18 protein-coding genes and 1 pseudogene are annotated in these 15199 nt (G+C 68.4%); 15 read left to right on the top strand and 4 right to left on the bottom strand.

What is annotated here, in order from left to right:
• Position 1: 1 nt before the first annotated feature.
• Positions 2-790, top strand: a complete 789-nt coding sequence (locus tag GFK26_RS28460) for an enoyl-CoA hydratase/isomerase family protein (RefSeq protein ID WP_153284919.1) — start codon at positions 2-4, stop codon at positions 788-790.
• Between the two features lie 15 nt (positions 791-805).
• Here the strand turns inward: GFK26_RS28460 and GFK26_RS28455 are convergent, their stop codons facing one another.
• A complete protein-coding gene (locus tag GFK26_RS28455; protein ID WP_153284918.1) occupies positions 806-1228 on the bottom strand; it encodes a cupin domain-containing protein in 423 nt (140 codons plus the stop codon).
• 17 nt (positions 1229-1245) lie between these two features.
• On the opposite strand from GFK26_RS28455, the pseudogene GFK26_RS34620 reads away from it, so the two are divergent.
• The 13 genes and pseudogenes from GFK26_RS34620 to GFK26_RS28390 form a co-directional block, all read left to right on the top strand.
• Positions 1246-1512, top strand: a pseudogene (locus tag GFK26_RS34620) (ArsR/SmtB family transcription factor); the annotation flags it as partial.
• A gap of 149 nt (positions 1513-1661) precedes the next feature.
• Positions 1662-2144 carry an SRPBCC domain-containing protein gene (locus tag GFK26_RS28445; RefSeq protein WP_322745823.1) on the top strand — a complete coding sequence of 161 codons (483 nt, stop codon included), beginning with the start codon at positions 1662-1664 and terminating at the stop codon, positions 2142-2144.
• A complete protein-coding gene (locus GFK26_RS28440) occupies positions 2141-3424 on the top strand; it encodes an RNA polymerase sigma factor (RefSeq protein WP_153284917.1) in 1284 nt (427 codons plus the stop codon). The genes GFK26_RS28445 and GFK26_RS28440 overlap by 4 nt, the downstream gene beginning before the upstream one ends.
• A gap of 71 nt (positions 3425-3495) precedes the next feature.
• On the top strand, positions 3496-3876 hold the full coding sequence (locus GFK26_RS28435; RefSeq protein WP_153284916.1) for a YciI family protein: 381 nt from the start codon (positions 3496-3498) through the stop codon (positions 3874-3876).
• Positions 3873-4250: a YciI family protein gene (locus tag GFK26_RS28430; RefSeq protein ID WP_153284915.1), complete on the top strand. Its 378-nt coding sequence runs from the start codon at positions 3873-3875 to the stop codon at positions 4248-4250. Before GFK26_RS28435 ends, GFK26_RS28430 begins: the two co-directional genes overlap by 4 nt.
• Positions 4247-5830, top strand: a complete 1584-nt coding sequence (locus tag GFK26_RS28425) for an MFS transporter (RefSeq protein WP_153284914.1) — start codon at positions 4247-4249, stop codon at positions 5828-5830. The genes GFK26_RS28430 and GFK26_RS28425 overlap by 4 nt, the downstream gene beginning before the upstream one ends.
• 55 nt (positions 5831-5885) lie before the next feature.
• Entirely contained in the window at positions 5886-6071 is a 186-nt protein-coding gene (locus GFK26_RS28420) for a hypothetical protein (protein ID WP_153284913.1), read from the top strand.
• Positions 6072-6104: 33 nt separating this feature from the next.
• A complete protein-coding gene (aroC, locus tag GFK26_RS28415) occupies positions 6105-7217 on the top strand; it encodes a chorismate synthase (protein ID WP_153284912.1) in 1113 nt (370 codons plus the stop codon).
• Positions 7217-8410 carry an MFS transporter gene (locus GFK26_RS28410; protein WP_153284911.1) on the top strand — a complete coding sequence of 398 codons (1194 nt, stop codon included), beginning with the start codon at positions 7217-7219 and terminating at the stop codon, positions 8408-8410. The genes aroC and GFK26_RS28410 overlap by 1 nt, the downstream gene beginning before the upstream one ends.
• A gap of 422 nt (positions 8411-8832) precedes the next feature.
• Positions 8833-9846 (top strand): sugar ABC transporter substrate-binding protein, encoded by a 1014-nt coding sequence (locus GFK26_RS28405; protein ID WP_153284910.1) that lies wholly within the window; start codon positions 8833-8835, stop codon positions 9844-9846.
• A 27-nt stretch (positions 9847-9873) separates the two neighbouring features.
• On the top strand, positions 9874-10833 hold the full coding sequence (locus GFK26_RS28400; RefSeq protein ID WP_153284909.1) for an ABC transporter permease: 960 nt from the start codon (positions 9874-9876) through the stop codon (positions 10831-10833).
• Entirely contained in the window at positions 10833-11630 is a 798-nt protein-coding gene (locus GFK26_RS28395) for an ATP-binding cassette domain-containing protein (protein WP_153284908.1), read from the top strand. The genes GFK26_RS28400 and GFK26_RS28395 overlap by 1 nt, the downstream gene beginning before the upstream one ends.
• Complete coding sequence (locus GFK26_RS28390) at positions 11623-12846, top strand: ROK family transcriptional regulator (protein ID WP_153284907.1); 1224 nt, start codon at positions 11623-11625, stop codon at positions 12844-12846. Before GFK26_RS28395 ends, GFK26_RS28390 begins: the two co-directional genes overlap by 8 nt.
• Before the next feature lie 130 nt (positions 12847-12976).
• Here GFK26_RS28390 and GFK26_RS28385 read toward each other — a convergent pair whose 3' ends face one another.
• The 3 genes from GFK26_RS28385 to GFK26_RS28375 all read right to left on the bottom strand — a co-directional run bounded on the left by GFK26_RS28385 (position 12977) and on the right by GFK26_RS28375 (position 14306).
• A complete protein-coding gene (locus GFK26_RS28385) occupies positions 12977-13441 on the bottom strand; it encodes a DUF2846 domain-containing protein (RefSeq protein WP_153284906.1) in 465 nt (154 codons plus the stop codon).
• Between the two features lie 170 nt (positions 13442-13611).
• Positions 13612-14064, bottom strand: coding sequence for a hypothetical protein (locus GFK26_RS28380; protein ID WP_153284905.1), 453 nt, complete (start codon positions 14062-14064; stop codon positions 13612-13614).
• Positions 14049-14306 carry a hypothetical protein gene (locus tag GFK26_RS28375; protein WP_056583431.1) on the bottom strand — a complete coding sequence of 86 codons (258 nt, stop codon included), beginning with the start codon at positions 14304-14306 and terminating at the stop codon, positions 14049-14051. The genes GFK26_RS28380 and GFK26_RS28375 overlap by 16 nt, the downstream gene beginning before the upstream one ends.
• A 200-nt stretch (positions 14307-14506) precedes the next feature.
• Between GFK26_RS28375 and GFK26_RS28370 the strand changes: the two genes are divergently transcribed.
• The gene (locus tag GFK26_RS28370) at positions 14507-15157 is read left to right on the top strand and encodes a hypothetical protein (RefSeq protein ID WP_153284904.1); all 651 of its coding nucleotides are present in this window, start codon (positions 14507-14509) and stop codon (positions 15155-15157) included.
• Positions 15158-15199 lie beyond the last annotated feature (42 nt).

Raw genomic sequence — 15199 nt, 5'->3', positions numbered from 1 at the left:
GATGCAGCACGAAGAAGGCATCGCCTGGGGCGTGCAGGACAGCATCGGCCGCATCGTGCTGAAGCGGCCCGAGCGTGCCAATTCGGTGTCGTTGGCGAGCAGCCATGCGCTGTCGCGCGCCATCGACGAGGTGATCGACGCCGCGCCGCGCGCCATTCTGCTGACCGGCGAAGGGCGTGTGTTCTGCGCGGGCGGCGACATCGACAGCTTCGTGGCCGCCGGCGACAAGCTGCCCGAGTTGGTCGACGCCATCCTCGACCGGTTGCATCCCGCGCTGCTGCGGCTGGCGCACAACCCGGCGCCGTTGGTGGTGGCAGTGAACGGCACGGTCGGCGGCGCGGGCGTGGGGCTGGCGCTGTGCGGCGACTTCGTGCTCGCGGCCGAGTCGATGAAGCTGCGCACCGGCTATGCGGCCATCGGCCTGTCGCCGGACGCGGGGAGTTCGTATTTCCTGTCGCGGCGCATCGGGCCGGTGCGCGCGCAGCAATGGCTGATGCTCAGCGACCCGATCGACAGCGCACGCTGCCTGGCGGCGGGCGCGGTCGATGCGTTGTACCCGGACGCCGAGCTTGCGGCGGCTGCCGAAGCACTGGTGACGCGGCTGGCGAACGGCGCGAGCGCATCGTTCGCGGGCATCAAGGCGCTGTGCAGCGGTGCGACCGCGCGCCCGATCGAAGAACACTTCGAGATGGAGCACCGCCTGCTGCGTGAACGATCGGGCAGCGCGGATGCGCGCGAGGGCGTGGCGGCATTTACCGCCAAACGCGCGCCGCGTTTCTCGGGCCGTTGACGAGGCCGCGCGGGTTCAAGCCCAGGGCGTGGGCGGCGGAATCTCGCACACCGGCTCGACGTCGATGCTCTTGAAGTCGGCCGGCGAGACGATCTCCAGGTACTCCATGTCGGGCGAGTAGTCGAACAGAAAGTGGCGGATGCCGGGGCGCTGGTGCACCACGTCGCCGGCCTCGACGCGCGTTTCCTTGTCTTCGTACATGAAGCGCGCCCACCCCTTGAGCATGATGACGATCTGGAAGTCCGCCTCGTGGCGGTGCCAGCCGGTGCCCGTTTCGGGTGCCATGTTGGCCTTGACGAGGTGCGCGATCACCTGGCCGTGGGTGGCGGCCGCAATGCCGAGGTCGCGGTACAGGAAGAAGTCTCGCAGCCCGCCCGAGACGTACTCGGTGTCGCCGGGCTTGACGTGGGAGAACTGGGTGGCGGTTCGGTCCAGCATGGGCGCTCCTTCGCGGAATGATGCTGCGATGCAGCATGCATAAACCGTTCCTGCGCGGGGCCCATTGCTTGACGGCCCGCAGGCCGCTCCAGATACTCAACCGCATGGTTCACTCAGATGCCCTGGACGCCGTGTTTGCGGCCCTGTCCGACCCGACGCGTCGTAGCGTGCTCGAAGCGCTGGGCGAGGGCGGCCTCAGCGTGACCGAGCTCGCCGAACCGCACGGCATGTCGCTGACCGGCTTCATGAAGCACCTGCGCGTGCTCGAAGGCGCCGGCCTCATCTCGCGCACGAAGGCGGGCCGCGTCGTGCGCTGCGAGCTGTCGGCGGGCCCGATGCAGGAGGCCGCCGTGTGGCTCTCGCGCTATGAGAAGTTCTGGACCGGCCGCCTCGATGCACTGGCGCGCTTTCTTTATCACCAGGAGGACACCGAATGGCGAAACCCTCCCCCGACAACCCCACCAGTCCCACCACCGAGCGCCCGTCGCTCACGCTCCGCCGGCACTTCCGCGTCAGCCCCGCCAAAGTCTGGCGCGCGTGGACCGACCCGCAAGCGCTGAAGCACTGGTTCGGCCCCGACGAAATCGTCGACGTGCCGCTGGCCGAGGTCGACCTGCGCGTGGGCGGGCGCTTTCACGTGACCATGTTGGCGGCCGACGGCGAGACGCATGACGTGAGCGGCACCTACCTGGAGGTGGTGCCCGAGCGCCGGCTGGTCTTCAGCTGGGCCTGGCGCAGCACGCCCGAGCGCGAGTCGCGCGTCACGCTGCAATTCGAACCCGACGCGGGCGGCTGCGAGCTCGTGCTCATGCACCAGCAGTTCTTCGACGAAGCGGCGCGCGAGGGCCACACCCACGGCTGGACCGGCGCGCTCGTCAAGCTCGAAAGTTGGCTGCTCGGCGGCGACACCGGGTGACCGAAAAAACGACGGGCGTTGCCGACGCGCTCGACGCGCTCGACGCGATCTACCGCACCGAGTCGCGCCGCATCTTCGCCACGCTGGTGCGCCTGCTGGGCGATTTCGACTTGGCCGAAGAAGCCTTGCATGACGCCTTTCGCGTCGCGCTCGAGCAATGGCCGCGCGAGGGCGTGCCGGCGAATCCGCGCGCCTGGCTGGTGTCGGCGGGGCGCTTCAAGTCGATCGACGGCATCCGCCGGCAGGCGCGCTTCACTGCGTGGGACGACGCCACCGCCCACACCGACACGCTGGCCGACCCTGCGCCCGCCTGGCACGAGGCCGACCCCGATGCCGACGCGCTCGAGGACGACCGCCTGCGCCTGGTCTTCACCTGCTGCCATCCCGCGCTCGCGCCCGACGCCCAGGTGGCGCTCACGCTGCGCGAGGTCTGCGGGCTGGCGACCGAAGAGATCGCGCGCGCCTTTCTCGTGCCGGCGCCCACCATCGCCCAGCGCATCGTGCGGGCCAAGGCGCGCATCCGCGACGCCGGCATTCCGTACCAGGTGCCGGGCCTGGCCGAGCTGCCCGAACGGCTCGATGCCGTGCTGCGCGTGGTGTACCTCGTGTTCAACGAAGGCTACGCGGCCTCGTCGGGCGAGCGCGTGACGCGCGCCGACTTGTCGGCCGAGGCGATCCGGCTCGGACGGCTGGTGGCCGAGCTGCTGCCCGACCCCGAGGCGCTGGGCCTGCTCGCGCTGATGCTGTTGCACGACGCGCGCCGCACCGCGCGCACCTCGGCGCAGGGCGAGCTCGTGCTGCTCGACGCGCAGGACCGCAGCCTGTGGCACCGTGGACAGATCGGGGAGGGCGCGGCGCTGGTCGAGCGCGCGCTGCTGTCGCGCCGCTTCGGCCCGTACACCTTGCAGGCCGCCATTGCCGCGGTGCATGCCGAAGCGCCCGAGGCCGCCGACACCGACTGGCCGCAGATCGTCGGCCTGTACGACGTGCTGCTGCGGCTCGACCCTTCGCCCGTGGCCGAGCTCAACCGCGCAGTGGCCGTGGCGATGCGCGACGGGCCGGCGGCGGGGCTCGCGCTGATCGACGCGTTGCTCGCGCGCGGCGAGCTGGTCCGGTACCACCTGGCGCACGGTGCGCGTGCCGAGCTGTGCCGCCGCCTGGGCCGCATCGACGATGCGCGTGAGGCTTACCTGCGGGCGCTGTCGCTGGTTCGCCAGCAGCCCGAGCGGCAATTCCTGGAGCGGCAACTGGCGTCGTTGCCGGACACGAAAAATTTTTGACGCCCGTGTCGATTTCGGCCGTCGCCGTTCGACCAGTAGTGTCCTCACTCAAACCTGCAAGGAGATTCCGCATGAAATACCTCTGCCTCGTTCATTGCGACGAAGCGGTGCTGCGCGCGCTGCCGCCCGACGAGCGCCGCGCGCTCAACGCCGACTCGATGGCCTACGACCGCCTGCTCGAAGCCGCCGGCCACTTCATCGCCGCAGAGGCGCTGACCTCGGTGAGCGCCGCCAAGGTGGTGCAGGTGCGCCAGGGCCAGCGCTCGCACGTCGACGGCCCGTATGCCGAAGCGCGCGAGCAGCTGTGCGGCTTCATCCTGGTCGAGGCGCGCGACCTGAACGCCGCGATCCAGCTGGCGGGCCGCATTCCGATGGCGCGCTACGGCGCCATCGAAGTGCGTCCCATCGACGTCATGGAAATGATCGAAAACCCGAAGGGGAATGTTGCATGAGATACCTTTGCCTGATCTACGGAACCGACGCGCAGACGAGCCACTTCTCGGCGCAGGACATGGACCACTACATCCACGAACACCTCGACTACGACGCCCATCTGCAGGCGCGCGGCAAGCTCGTCGCGGCCGAGGCCCTGCAGCCGGCCGGCACGGCGGTCACGGTGCGCATGCGCAACGGCAAGCTCTCGGTCACCGACGGGCCGTTCGCCGAAACCAGCGAACAGCTGGGCGGCTTCTACCTCGTCAAGGCCGACAGCGAAGAAGAAGCGCTGCAGCTCGCGGCCGGCATTCCGTCGGCGCGCTTCAGCAGCGTCGAGGTGCGCAAGGCGTTCTCGGTCAGCGACAACGGCGACCAGGGGTCCGGCCCATGAGCGGCGCAACGCAGCGGGTGACGCCCGCCCGCGCCACGGCGCGCGAATGGACCGGCCTGGCGGTCATCGCGCTGCCGTGCATGCTCTATTCGATGGACCTCACGGTGCTGAACCTGGCGATCCCGTCGATCAGCGAAGACCTCAAGCCCACCGCCTCGCAACTGCTGTGGATCGTCGACATCTACGGCTTCTTCGTGGCCGGCCTGCTGGTCACCATGGGCACGCTGGGCGACCGCATCGGGCGGCGCCGGCTGCTGCTGATCGGCGCGGTGGCGTTTGGCGTGGCCTCGGTGCTCGCGGCCTTCTCGACCAGCGCCAACATGCTGATCGCCACGCGCGCGCTGCTCGGCGTGGCGGGCGCGACGCTGGCGCCGTCCACGCTCTCGCTGATCCGCAACATGTTCCTCGATCCGGCGCAGCGCACCGTGGCCATCGGCGTGTGGATTTCGAGCTACTCGGCCGGCGCGGTCATCGGCCCGGTGCTGGGCGGCGTGCTGCTGCAGTTCTTTCCGTGGGGCTCGGTGTTCCTCATCGGCGTGCCGGTGATGGTGCTGCTGCTGGCGCTCGGCCCGTGGCTCTTGCCCGAGTACCGCGATCCCGATGCCGGCGCGCTCGACCTGGCCAGCGTGGCGCTCTCGCTGGGCGCCGTGCTGGCGGCCATCTACGGCATCAAGCAGGTGGCCGAGCACGGTCCCGACGCGGTGTCGCTGCTGGCCATCGCGGCCGGTGCGCTGCTCGGCTGGCTGTTCGCGCGCCGGCAGGGGCGGCTGGCGAATCCGATGATCGACCTGCGCCTGTTCAGGCTGCCGGCCTTCAGCGTCTCGCTCGGTGCCTACATGTTGGCCTGCTTCGTGATGTTCGGGCTCTTTCTCTACAACGCCCAGTACCTTCAGCTGGTGCTCGGCCTGTCGCCGCTGGAGGCGGGCCTGTGGAGCATGCCGAGCGCCGGCGCCTTCATCGTCGGCTCGATGATCGTGCCCGCGCTCACGCGGCGCCTGTGCCCGGCGTACGTCATGGGCGGCGGGCTGGGCGTGGCGGCGCTGGGCTTCGGCATGCTGGTGCTGCTGCCCGCGCAGGGCGGGCTGGCCTGGATGGTGACGAGCGCGATCATCTCGTCGCTCGGCCTGGCGCCGGTGTTCACGCTGGCCACCGACCTGGTCGTGGGCAGCGCGCCGCCGGAGCGCGCGGGTGTGGCCTCGGCGATCTCGGAGACCAGCTCCGAGTTCGGCGGCGCGCTGGGCATTGCCATCCTCGGCAGCGTTGGCGCGGCGATCTACCGCGCGGCGATGGCCGATGCGGTGCCCGCCGGCCTGGCCGATCCGGCGGCGCTCGAAGCCGCGCGCAGCACCCTGGGCGGGGCGGTCGCGCTGGCCGGGGAACTGCCCGGCGCCACGGGCGCCGCGCTGCTCGACACCGGGCGCGAGGCGCTGCTGCGCGCCCTGCGGCTGGTGGCCGGCCTGTGCGCCGTGGTGCTGTTGTTCGTCGGCGTGCTGGTGGCGGTGCGGCTGCGCGGGGTGGGCGCGGCGCATGCGGAGGAGGGCGCCATACCCCCGGGCGGCGCCGCATTGCCGGAGCGTTGACGAGCCTCCATACTGGGGCTTCCACGACGCATCCCCACGACCGAACGGAGGCCCCATGAGCAACGAACTGCGCAAGAAGCTGCATGACCTGTCTGAACTGTCCGACAGCACCTCCGACCCGCAGACCAAGGCCATCGTCGAGGCGATCCGCCTGCAGACGGCGGTGCTGAACGAGCGGCTGTTCAGCATCGAGCTGCAGCTGGGCGCACTCGCCAAGCGCATGGAAAACACCACCGACTGAGTCGGCTGCTGCTTTGTGGGGATAATCCCCGCCATGAGCGGCAACACCTTCGGAACTCTCTTCGCGGTCACCAATTTCGGCGAGTCGCACGGCCCGGCCATCGGCTGCGTGATCGACGGCTGCCCCCCGGGCATGGCCCTGAGCGAGGCCGACATCCAGGGCGACCTCGACCGCCGCCGCCCCGGCACCAGCCGCCACGTCACGCAGCGCAACGAGCCCGACGCGGTGCAGATCCTGTCCGGCGTGTACGAAGGCAAGACCACCGGCACGCCCATTGCGCTGCTGATCCAGAACACCGACCAGCGCAGCAAGGACTACGGGCAGATCGCCCAGCAGTTCCGACCCGGCCACGCCGACTTCACCTACTGGAAGAAGTACGGCATCCGCGATCCGCGCGGCGGCGGGCGTTCTTCGGCACGCCTCACGGCGCCCATGGTCGCGGCCGGCGCCGTCGCCAAGAAGTGGCTGGCCGAAAAATACGGGATGGTGTTTCGCGGCTGCATGACGCAGATCGGCGAGATCACGATTCCCTTCGAGAACTGGGACCACGTCCCGAACAACCCCTTCTTCGCCCCCATCGCCGACGTGAGCGCGCTGGAGGACTACATGGACCGCCTGCGCAAGGCCGGCGATTCGTGCGGCGCGCGCATCCGCGTCACGGCCACCAACGTGCCCGTGGGCCTGGGCGAGCCGCTGTTCGACAAGCTAGACGCCGAAATCGCCTACGCCATGATGGGCATCAACGCCGTGAAGGCCGTGGAAATCGGCGCCGGCTTCGACAGCATCACGCAACGCGGCACCACGCATGGCGACTCGATCACGCCGACTGGTTTTCTCAGCAACAACGCGGGCGGCATCCTGGGCGGCATCAGCTCGGGGCAAGACCTCGAGGTGAGCATCGCGATCAAGCCGACCAGCTCGATCATCAGCCCGCGCCAGTCGATTGATGTGAACAACAACCCCGTCGAAGTCATCACCAAGGGCCGCCATGACCCCTGCGTGGGCATCCGCGCCACGCCCATCGCCGAAGCGATGCTCGCGCTGGTGGTGATGGAACACGTGCTGCGCAACCGCGCGCAGTGCGGCGACGTGAATCCGCCTGCCGAGAAGAGCGAAGCTGCGTCGCCGCAGTCGTCTTTCCTGTAGTGCCCGCCGCGCCACCTGTGGCCGCCGGGCGCGGCCACCTGTTGGCATTCGCTGGCCTGTCGGCCAGCTACTTCGCGCACATCGGTTTCTTCAACCCGTACCTGCCGCTGTGGCTCAAGGACCTGGGCCTGCCGATCTTCACGATCAGCCTGCTGGCCTCGGTGCAATCGATCACGCGCGTCTTCGCGCCCTATGCCTGGGGCGCGCTCAGCGATCACACCGGCCAGCGCGTGAAGCTGTTGCGCTTCAGCGCCGCGGTGGCGCTGGCCAGCTCCTTCGGGCTGTGGTGGCACGGCGGCGCGTGGTGGCTCGCGCTGGTGCTGCTCGTGATGTTCACGCACACCAGCTCGATGATGTCGCTCACCGAAGCGGCCATGGCGCAGATCGTCGCGGGCGACTGGGGCCGCTACGGGCGCATCCGCCTGTGCGGCTCGGCCGGCTTCCTGTTCACCGTGTTCGTTGCGGGCGAGTGGTTCGAGCGCTTCGGCATGAAGCACTTTCCGTACTGGGCGGCCGGCACGCTGGCCGTCGTGCTGATCGCCACGATGAAGCTGCCCGACGTGCGCGAGCCGCCCGCCGCGCACGACGCCGTGAAGGAACCCATCGGCCCCGTGCTGCGCATCCCCGCCGTGCGCTGGTTCTTTGCGTCGCTGTTCTTCCAGGTGATGTCGCACTTCTCGGTGTACGCGTTCTTCTCGCTGTACCTCGATTCGATCGGCTATGGCAAGAGCACCATCGGCCTCTTGTGGGCGCTGTCGGTGGTGGCCGAGATCGTCTGGTTCTTTTTGCAGGGCCGGCTCATCGGCCTGTTGCCGATGCCGCGCTGGATGCTGGTGTGCGGCATCGCCGGCGTGGCGCGGCTCGGGCTCACGGCCGGGCTCGGCGGCTTCATCGCGGCGCTCGTCGTCGCGCAATGGCTGCACGCGCTGAGCTTCGCGGCGCACCACACGGCCTGCATCGCCGTGGTGTCGCGCCGCTTCCCCGGCCACCTGCGCGGACGCGGGCAGGCGCTGTTCACGGTGATCGGCTACGGCTTCGGCGGTGTGCTGGGCGTGCTGCTTGGTGGCGCGGTGGCGCAGGAGCTGGGCTATCGCACGATGTTCGCGCTGGCGGCGGTGCTGGCGGTGGCGGGGTCGTTGTGCGCTTGGCGGATGGTGGTGCTCGAGCCCTCGGCGCGTCCGAACCGGGCCTGAGCGCGCCCGCCCGAGACGCTGCATTCATCGCCGGCGCCGGGGCTTGCCAGTCGCGGTAACAAAGAGCGCACCTTCATTGCATTTCGGCCCGTAGCCGACTTTTCGCACCCAGATGAGCGCTGAAGCGCCATTCAAGCCAATCGTCGAAAACTGAATTCAAACGTCGACGCCGTCCAGGCATTGAGGCTTTTTGAATGACAAACTGCGGCCCGCAGGCCGATGAACCGCGGCAAATGTCACGGCCAACGAATCTGTTCAAACGCGGGTTTTCGATAACTCAATCAACTTGATTTAGTAAGTCGACTGTTCGATAGTCCGTCTCGCGTCCGGTGCGTTCTCGTTGAATTGCAAACAAGAAGGCCGCCGGTTTCACAGAAAAGCACGGCAAAACGCCGTGCCCCGCCCCTGAAGGAGACACACCCATGTTCATCAGCCCGCGCTTCGTTCCCGCCCTGGCCGTCCTGGCCCTGGCCGCTTCCACCGCCTCCACGGCCCTGGCCGCCGACCCGCCGGTCATCGGCCTGGTCACGAAGACCGAGACCAATCCCTTCTTCGTGAAGATGAAGGAGGGCGCGCAGGAAGAGGCCAAGAAGCTCGGCGCCAAGCTGCTCTCAGGCGCGGGCAAGGCCGACGGCGACAACGCGGGGCAGATCACGGCGATGGAAAACATGATCGCGGCCGGTGCCAAGACCATCCTCATCACGCCGAGCGACGCCAAGGCCATCGTGCCGGCGATCAAGAAGGCGCGCGACAAGGGCGTGCAGGTGATTGCGCTCGACAGCCCGGCCGATCCGCCGGACGCGACCGACGCGCTCTTTGCCACCAACAACTACACGGCCGGCGTGCTCATCGGCGAATACGCCAAGGCCGCGATGGCCGGCAAGACGCCCAAGATCGTGGCGCTCGACCTGCTGCCGGGCCACCCCGTGGGCGCGCAGCGCCACAACGGCTTCATGAAGGGCTTTGGCCTGGCGGCCAACGACGCCAAGTCGAACGAGCTGTCGAAGGCGCCCGAAATCGTCTGCATGGCCGACAGCTTCGGCGACCAGGCCAAGGCGCAGACGGTGATGGAAAACTGCCTGCAGAAAGCGCCCGACGTGAACCTGGTCTACACCATCAACGAGCCCGCCGCGGCCGGTGCCTACAACGCGCTCAAGCGCGCGGGCAAGGAGAAGGGCGTGATGATCGTCTCGGTCGACGGCGGCTGCCAGGGCATCAAGGACACGGCCGCCGGCGTCATTGCCGCGACCTCGCAGCAGTACCCGCTGAAGATGGCCGCCATGGGCGTGGCCGCGGGCGTCGAGTTCGCCAAGACCGGCAAGAAGGCCTCGGGCTATGTCGACACCGGCGTGACGCTCATCGCCGGCAAGAGCGTGGCGGGTGTCGAGAGCAAGGACACCAAGACCGGCGCCGAGCTGTGCTGGGGCAAGAAGTAAGCGGTCGGTAGAAAGGGAGGCACATCGATGGCGAAATCTCCGACGCACCACATCCCGTGGGGCGCCCTCGGGCCGTGGCTGGCCCTGCTCGGCGCCTGCATCTTCTTTGCGACGCAGTCCGACCGCTTTCTGACGGGCGGCAACCTGTCGCTGATCCTGCAACAGGTGATGGTGGTGGGCGTGATCGCCATCGGCCAGACGCTGATCATCCTCACGGCCGGCATCGACCTGTCGTGCGGCATGGTGATGGCGCTGGGCAGCATCGTCATGAGCAAGTTCGCGACCGAACTCGGGCTGCCGGTGCCGCTGGCCATTCTGTGCGGCATCGGCGTGACGACGCTGTTCGGCCTGCTCAACGGCTTGCTGGTGACACGCATCAAGCTGCCGCCGTTCATCGTGACGCTGGGCACGCTGAACATCGCGTTCGCGATTACGCAGCTGTATTCGTCGTCGCAAACGATCACCGACCTGCCCGGCGGCCTGACGGGCCTGGGCACCACCTTCACCATCGGCAGCGCCGAAGTGGCGTGGGGCTCGGTGCTGATGGTCGCGCTGTATGTGCTCGCGTGGTTCGTGCTGCGCGAGACCGCATCCGGCCGTCACATCTACGCGGTCGGCAACAACGCCGAAGCCACGCGGCTGGTGGGCATTCCCACGCAGCGCGTGCTGCTCGCGGTGTATGTGGCCGCGGGTGTGTTCTACGGCATTGCCTCGCTGCTGTCGGTGGCGCGCACCGGCGTGGGCGACCCGAACGCGGGCCAGACCGAGAACCTCGACGCCATCACGGCCGTGGTGCTCGGCGGCACCAGCCTGTTCGGGGGGCGCGGCATCGTGCTGGGCTCGCTCATCGGCGTGCTCATCGTGGGCGTGTTCCGCAACGGCCTCACGCTGATGGGCGTGTCGTCGATCTACCAGGTGCTGGTGACGGGCGTGCTCGTGATCCTGGCGGTGGCGGCCGACCAGCTCTCGCGCAAGGGGGCCCGTTGATGAACGCTGTCGTAAACCCAAAGATCGTCATGCAGGCCAAGGGCCTGGTGAAACGCTACGGCCAGGTCACTGCGCTCGACGGCGTCGACTTCGAATTGCGCGAAGGTGAGATCCTCGCGGTGATCGGCGACAACGGCGCGGGCAAGTCGTCGCTCATCAAGGCGCTGTCGGGCGCGATCGTGCCCGACGAGGGCCAGATCCTGCTCGACGGTGCGCCGGTGCACTTTCGCAACCCGCTCGACGCGCGACGCGCCGGTATCGAGACGGTCTATCAAGACCTCGCCGTGGCGCCCGCCATGACCATCTACGAGAACCTCTTTCTCGGCCGCGAACTGCGCCGCCCCGGCTTCCTGGGCAACGTGCTGCGCATGCTCGACAAGAAGAAGATGCTGCTCGAAAGCACGGCGCGCATGGCCGATCTGAAGGTGGGCATCCAGTCGATGACGCAGGCGGTCGAAACGCTCTCGGGCGGCCAGCGCCAGTGCGTGGCCGTGGCGCGCAGCGCGGCCTTCGCGCGGCACGTGGTCATCATGGACGAGCCGACCGCCGCGCTCGGCGTGAAAGAGGGCAACATGGTGCTCGAGCTGATCCGCCGCGTGCGCGAGCGCGGCCTGCCCGTGGTGCTCATCAGCCACAACATGCCGCACGTGTTCGAGGTGGCCGACCGCATCCACGTGGCGCGTCTCGGCCGGCGCGCCGCCGTGCTCAACCCCAAGAAGATCAGCATGAGCGACACCGTGGCCGTGATGACCGGTGCCATGACCGCCGATCAGTTGCCCGCGGAGGCGCATGCCTGATCCCGATGCCCTCGAGCTTCCGTCGGCCTTGCTGCGTCCGCGCGGCTCCAACCATGTGGGCATGCGCCAGTTCAACGAGCGCGTGGTGCTGCAGGCGTTGCGCGTGCACCCCAGCCTGCCCAAGGCCGACCTCGCGCGGCTCACGGGCCTGAGCGCGCAGACCATCGGCCTCATCACCGCGCGGCTCGAAGACGACGGCCTCATCGTCAAGCAAAGCCGCGTGCGCGGGCGCATCGGCCAGCCCTCGGTGCCGCTGGCGCTCAACCCCGACGGCGCCTTCGCCATCGGCGTCAAGCTCGGGCGGCGCGGGGCCGAGTGGCTGCTGATCGACTTCACGGCGCAGGTGCGCGAGCACCACGCGATCCGCTACGAGTTTCCCGACGCCGAGGCGCTGCTGCCCGTGATCGCCGAACATATCCATCGGCTGCGCGACGGGCTCGGGCCGCTCGCCGTACGCAACGTGGGCGCAGGCCTGGCCGCGCCGTTCCAGCTCGGCGGCTGGCACCGCACGCTGGGGCTGTCGAAAGCGCAGTCGGACGAGTGGAACCAGATGGACCTGCTGGCCGAGGTGCGCGCGCGCACCGACGTGCCCGTGGGCTTTGCGCGCGATACCGTGGCGGCCTGCGTGGCCGAACTGGTGACGGGGCGCGGCCACGACCTCAAGAGCTTCCTGTACATCTTCGTCGACACCTTCGTGGGCGGCGGGCTGGTCATCAACTCGCACCTGCACACCGGCGCGCACGGCAATGCGGGCGCGCTCGCGTCGATCCCGATGCGCACCGCGAAGCCCTCCGAAGGCGTGTCGACGCAGGTGGTGGCCGAGGCGTCGCTGTGGGAGTTCGAGCAGCGCCTGCGCGCCGAAGGCCTCGACGCCACCGCCGCCTACGACGACCGCGCACTCGAGGCACCGTTCGCCGTAGCCACGCAAGCCTGGCTCGGCAGCGCGTCGCGGGCGCTGGCGCACGCCATCGTCAGCAGCACCGCGGTGCTCGATCTGGCCGACGTGGTGATGGACGGCTCGATGTCACGTGCGCTGCTCGAAGCGCTGCTGGTGCAGACCCGCGCCGCGCTCGCGCAGTGCAACTGGGAAGGCCTGTGGGCGCCGCGGCTGCACGGCGGGCGGGCGGGGGCGCAGGCCTGTGCGCTCGGCGGCGCGATGCTGCCGCTGCACGCCAATTTCGCACCGGACCATGAGGTGTTCTTGAAGGTCGCCTGAGAGGCTGCAGGCGTCGCAACGCAGCGCGTGCACGCCTTGATGGCCGGCCATTCCTTGGGCGAAAGCCGGCGTGGAAATCGAATGGGGGAAGGCGATCAACAGTTCGTGATCGCTTTCCCCCTGACACCGCTCAGTTGCCGCAGGTGCCCGACTGCGCCAGGCTCAGTGCGGCGACATCCGTCTTGCCTTGCGCTTCCGGAATCTCCTCCAGATCGGCGCCGCCCACGAAAGCGCCCATCTTGATGAACTGCCGGATGAAGTAGTTCTTGCCGGCGTCCATGAACACTTCCATGGAATTGGGCGAGAACTCGGATTCCGTTTCGATCTTGTTCTTCTTGCCACCATCGACCTGCGTGTAGAAGAACACGTCGGAAGCGCTCTCGCCCAGGCACTTGCCGTTGACCCAGATGTCCTTCTTCAAGGCCTTGCCGACGAAGCTGTTGCGATAGACATAAAGACCGGATTTCCCGGCGGCCGGCGCACTGAATTGCTTGGCCTTGTCGCTCTCCTCCTTGCTGGCCATGTTGACCGACGCGCATCCCGTCATCAGCAGCGCCGACAGGACGACGATGCCGCTCTTGTGATTGATCTTCATTTTTGTAATCTCGGTTGTGCACACAAGACCGAGTGCTCCCTCGACCCGGCCGCTCGCGGCAGGGTGTCGCGAGCGGCGTCATTATGCTGATTGCTTCAACGTGTAACCTGAAGCAGACGCCGGATTTCCGCAGAAACCGGCGTTCCCGCAACCTCCCTGTGCGGATGCGCTCACAGGCTCGCCGAGGCGTGCAGGTCGCGCGGCAGTCGCAGCGTGGTCGCGTGTGCGCCTGCGGGGCACGGTCCGTCGGAGTAGGCCGCATTGCCCTCAGGCATGACGCACTTGTGCACCTCGACGACGGCAGGCGCGGCCTTGGCGGTGCGCGCTGCGGGAAGGATCACGGAGGGCTCGAAGTTCGTGTTCGTCAGCGTGACGGGGACTGACGGCGCACTCGGCGCCCCATCCGGCAACGCTTGGCCTGCGGCCGATCTGTCGGGTTCGGCTTCGGCCGGAACGACTGCCGTGGTCACGAGCGCGGCTCGTGCCGCGCTCTCGTTCACCAGGTCTTTCAAGGTCGCATGGAAGAGCGCCATCGCCACCAGCGCGACGCCCAGGCAGGGCGCCCAATACCGCCTGGGGTCGGCCGCAGGCGGGCGGGCCCGCGAACTCAGCGCCGCGGCCATGCCAGGCCTCCGTTCTGCAACACCCCGGCCAGCTTCGCGATGCCGCCGGTGCCGCTCGCCGCGCGGCCGATCAGCGCGCCGCCGGCCGCGCCTGCGACCATGCGCATCAGGAACGACCGGCTGCGGCCCGCTGCCAGCAACAGCAGCACGCCGGCGCCGAGCACGACGAGGTGTTCGCCGGGGTAGTCGGCGCGCGCAGCATCCACTTGCTTGATCTTGTCGATCGTCTGTTCCAGGTCCATGGCTGAAGCTCCTTGTCGTGTTCAGCCGTTCTTACCGGCGAGCGCCGGGCGCCGCTGTAGGCCGGCGCCATGCGCGGTGACGGAATCCGCCGCGAAAACGCCGTGGAGAAAGCCGCATCGCACGGGAAGCAGGGGTGCTCTCGATAATGCAACCCGCTTGTAGAGAACCCCACAGACGTAGAGAAGTAGAGAACCGCGAAATGAGTGCTGCAGATTTTCTTTTCGCCCCCGAGGTGCAAAAGCTCTTGATGGTCGCCTACGCGGCGCCCGACCAACCCTTGACTTCCAGCGAGCTGGCCCGGCGTTCGAAGCTCGACCCCGCCGATGTGGCGCGAACCCTGGAGCACCTGGTGGGCAGCGGCATCCTGAAAAAGCACAGGCCGAAGGCCGACCCCACAGAGTCTGTCGAAACCGTCGAGATCAACCGCGCCTTCGTCTTCCACGACGAGTTGCGCCGCATCGCCATGAAGTCGTTCGCCGCCGCCGAGCCGGTGCGCGCGATGCTGCGCGCCAAGTTCAAGGACTCGGTCGTGCGCGCCTTCGTGCTGGGGGTCGAGGAAGACGGCACGCTGGAACTCCTCGTCGTGCACGGCGAGCTGACGCCCGACGAAACGGCCATGAAGGCCGCGTGCCAGAAGCTGTCGAAGAACATTCACCGGCACCTGAAGATGCACGTCATCTCCAACGCCAGGTTCAACGGCCTCACGCCGCGCGACCCGCTCGCGTCGAAGCTCGCGGCGGCGTCCGTCATCGAGGTCATTGCGCTCGGGGATACGAAGGCCCGGCTGCCTGTCGAGAAGATCGGCCTCCTGCAAAGTGCGAAGAAGAAGCTGGCGACGCTGTCGCGCTGACTCCCTGTTCCCAGGCTGCCTGCGAGATGGCATCCGCTGCCG

Source organism: Variovorax paradoxus, from assembly GCF_009498455.1.
Classification (GTDB): Bacteria; Pseudomonadota; Gammaproteobacteria; order Burkholderiales; family Burkholderiaceae_C; genus Variovorax; species Variovorax paradoxus_H.
The sequence above is the reverse complement of the archived record's forward strand: the minus strand, read 5'-3'. Positions and strand labels throughout refer to the sequence as shown.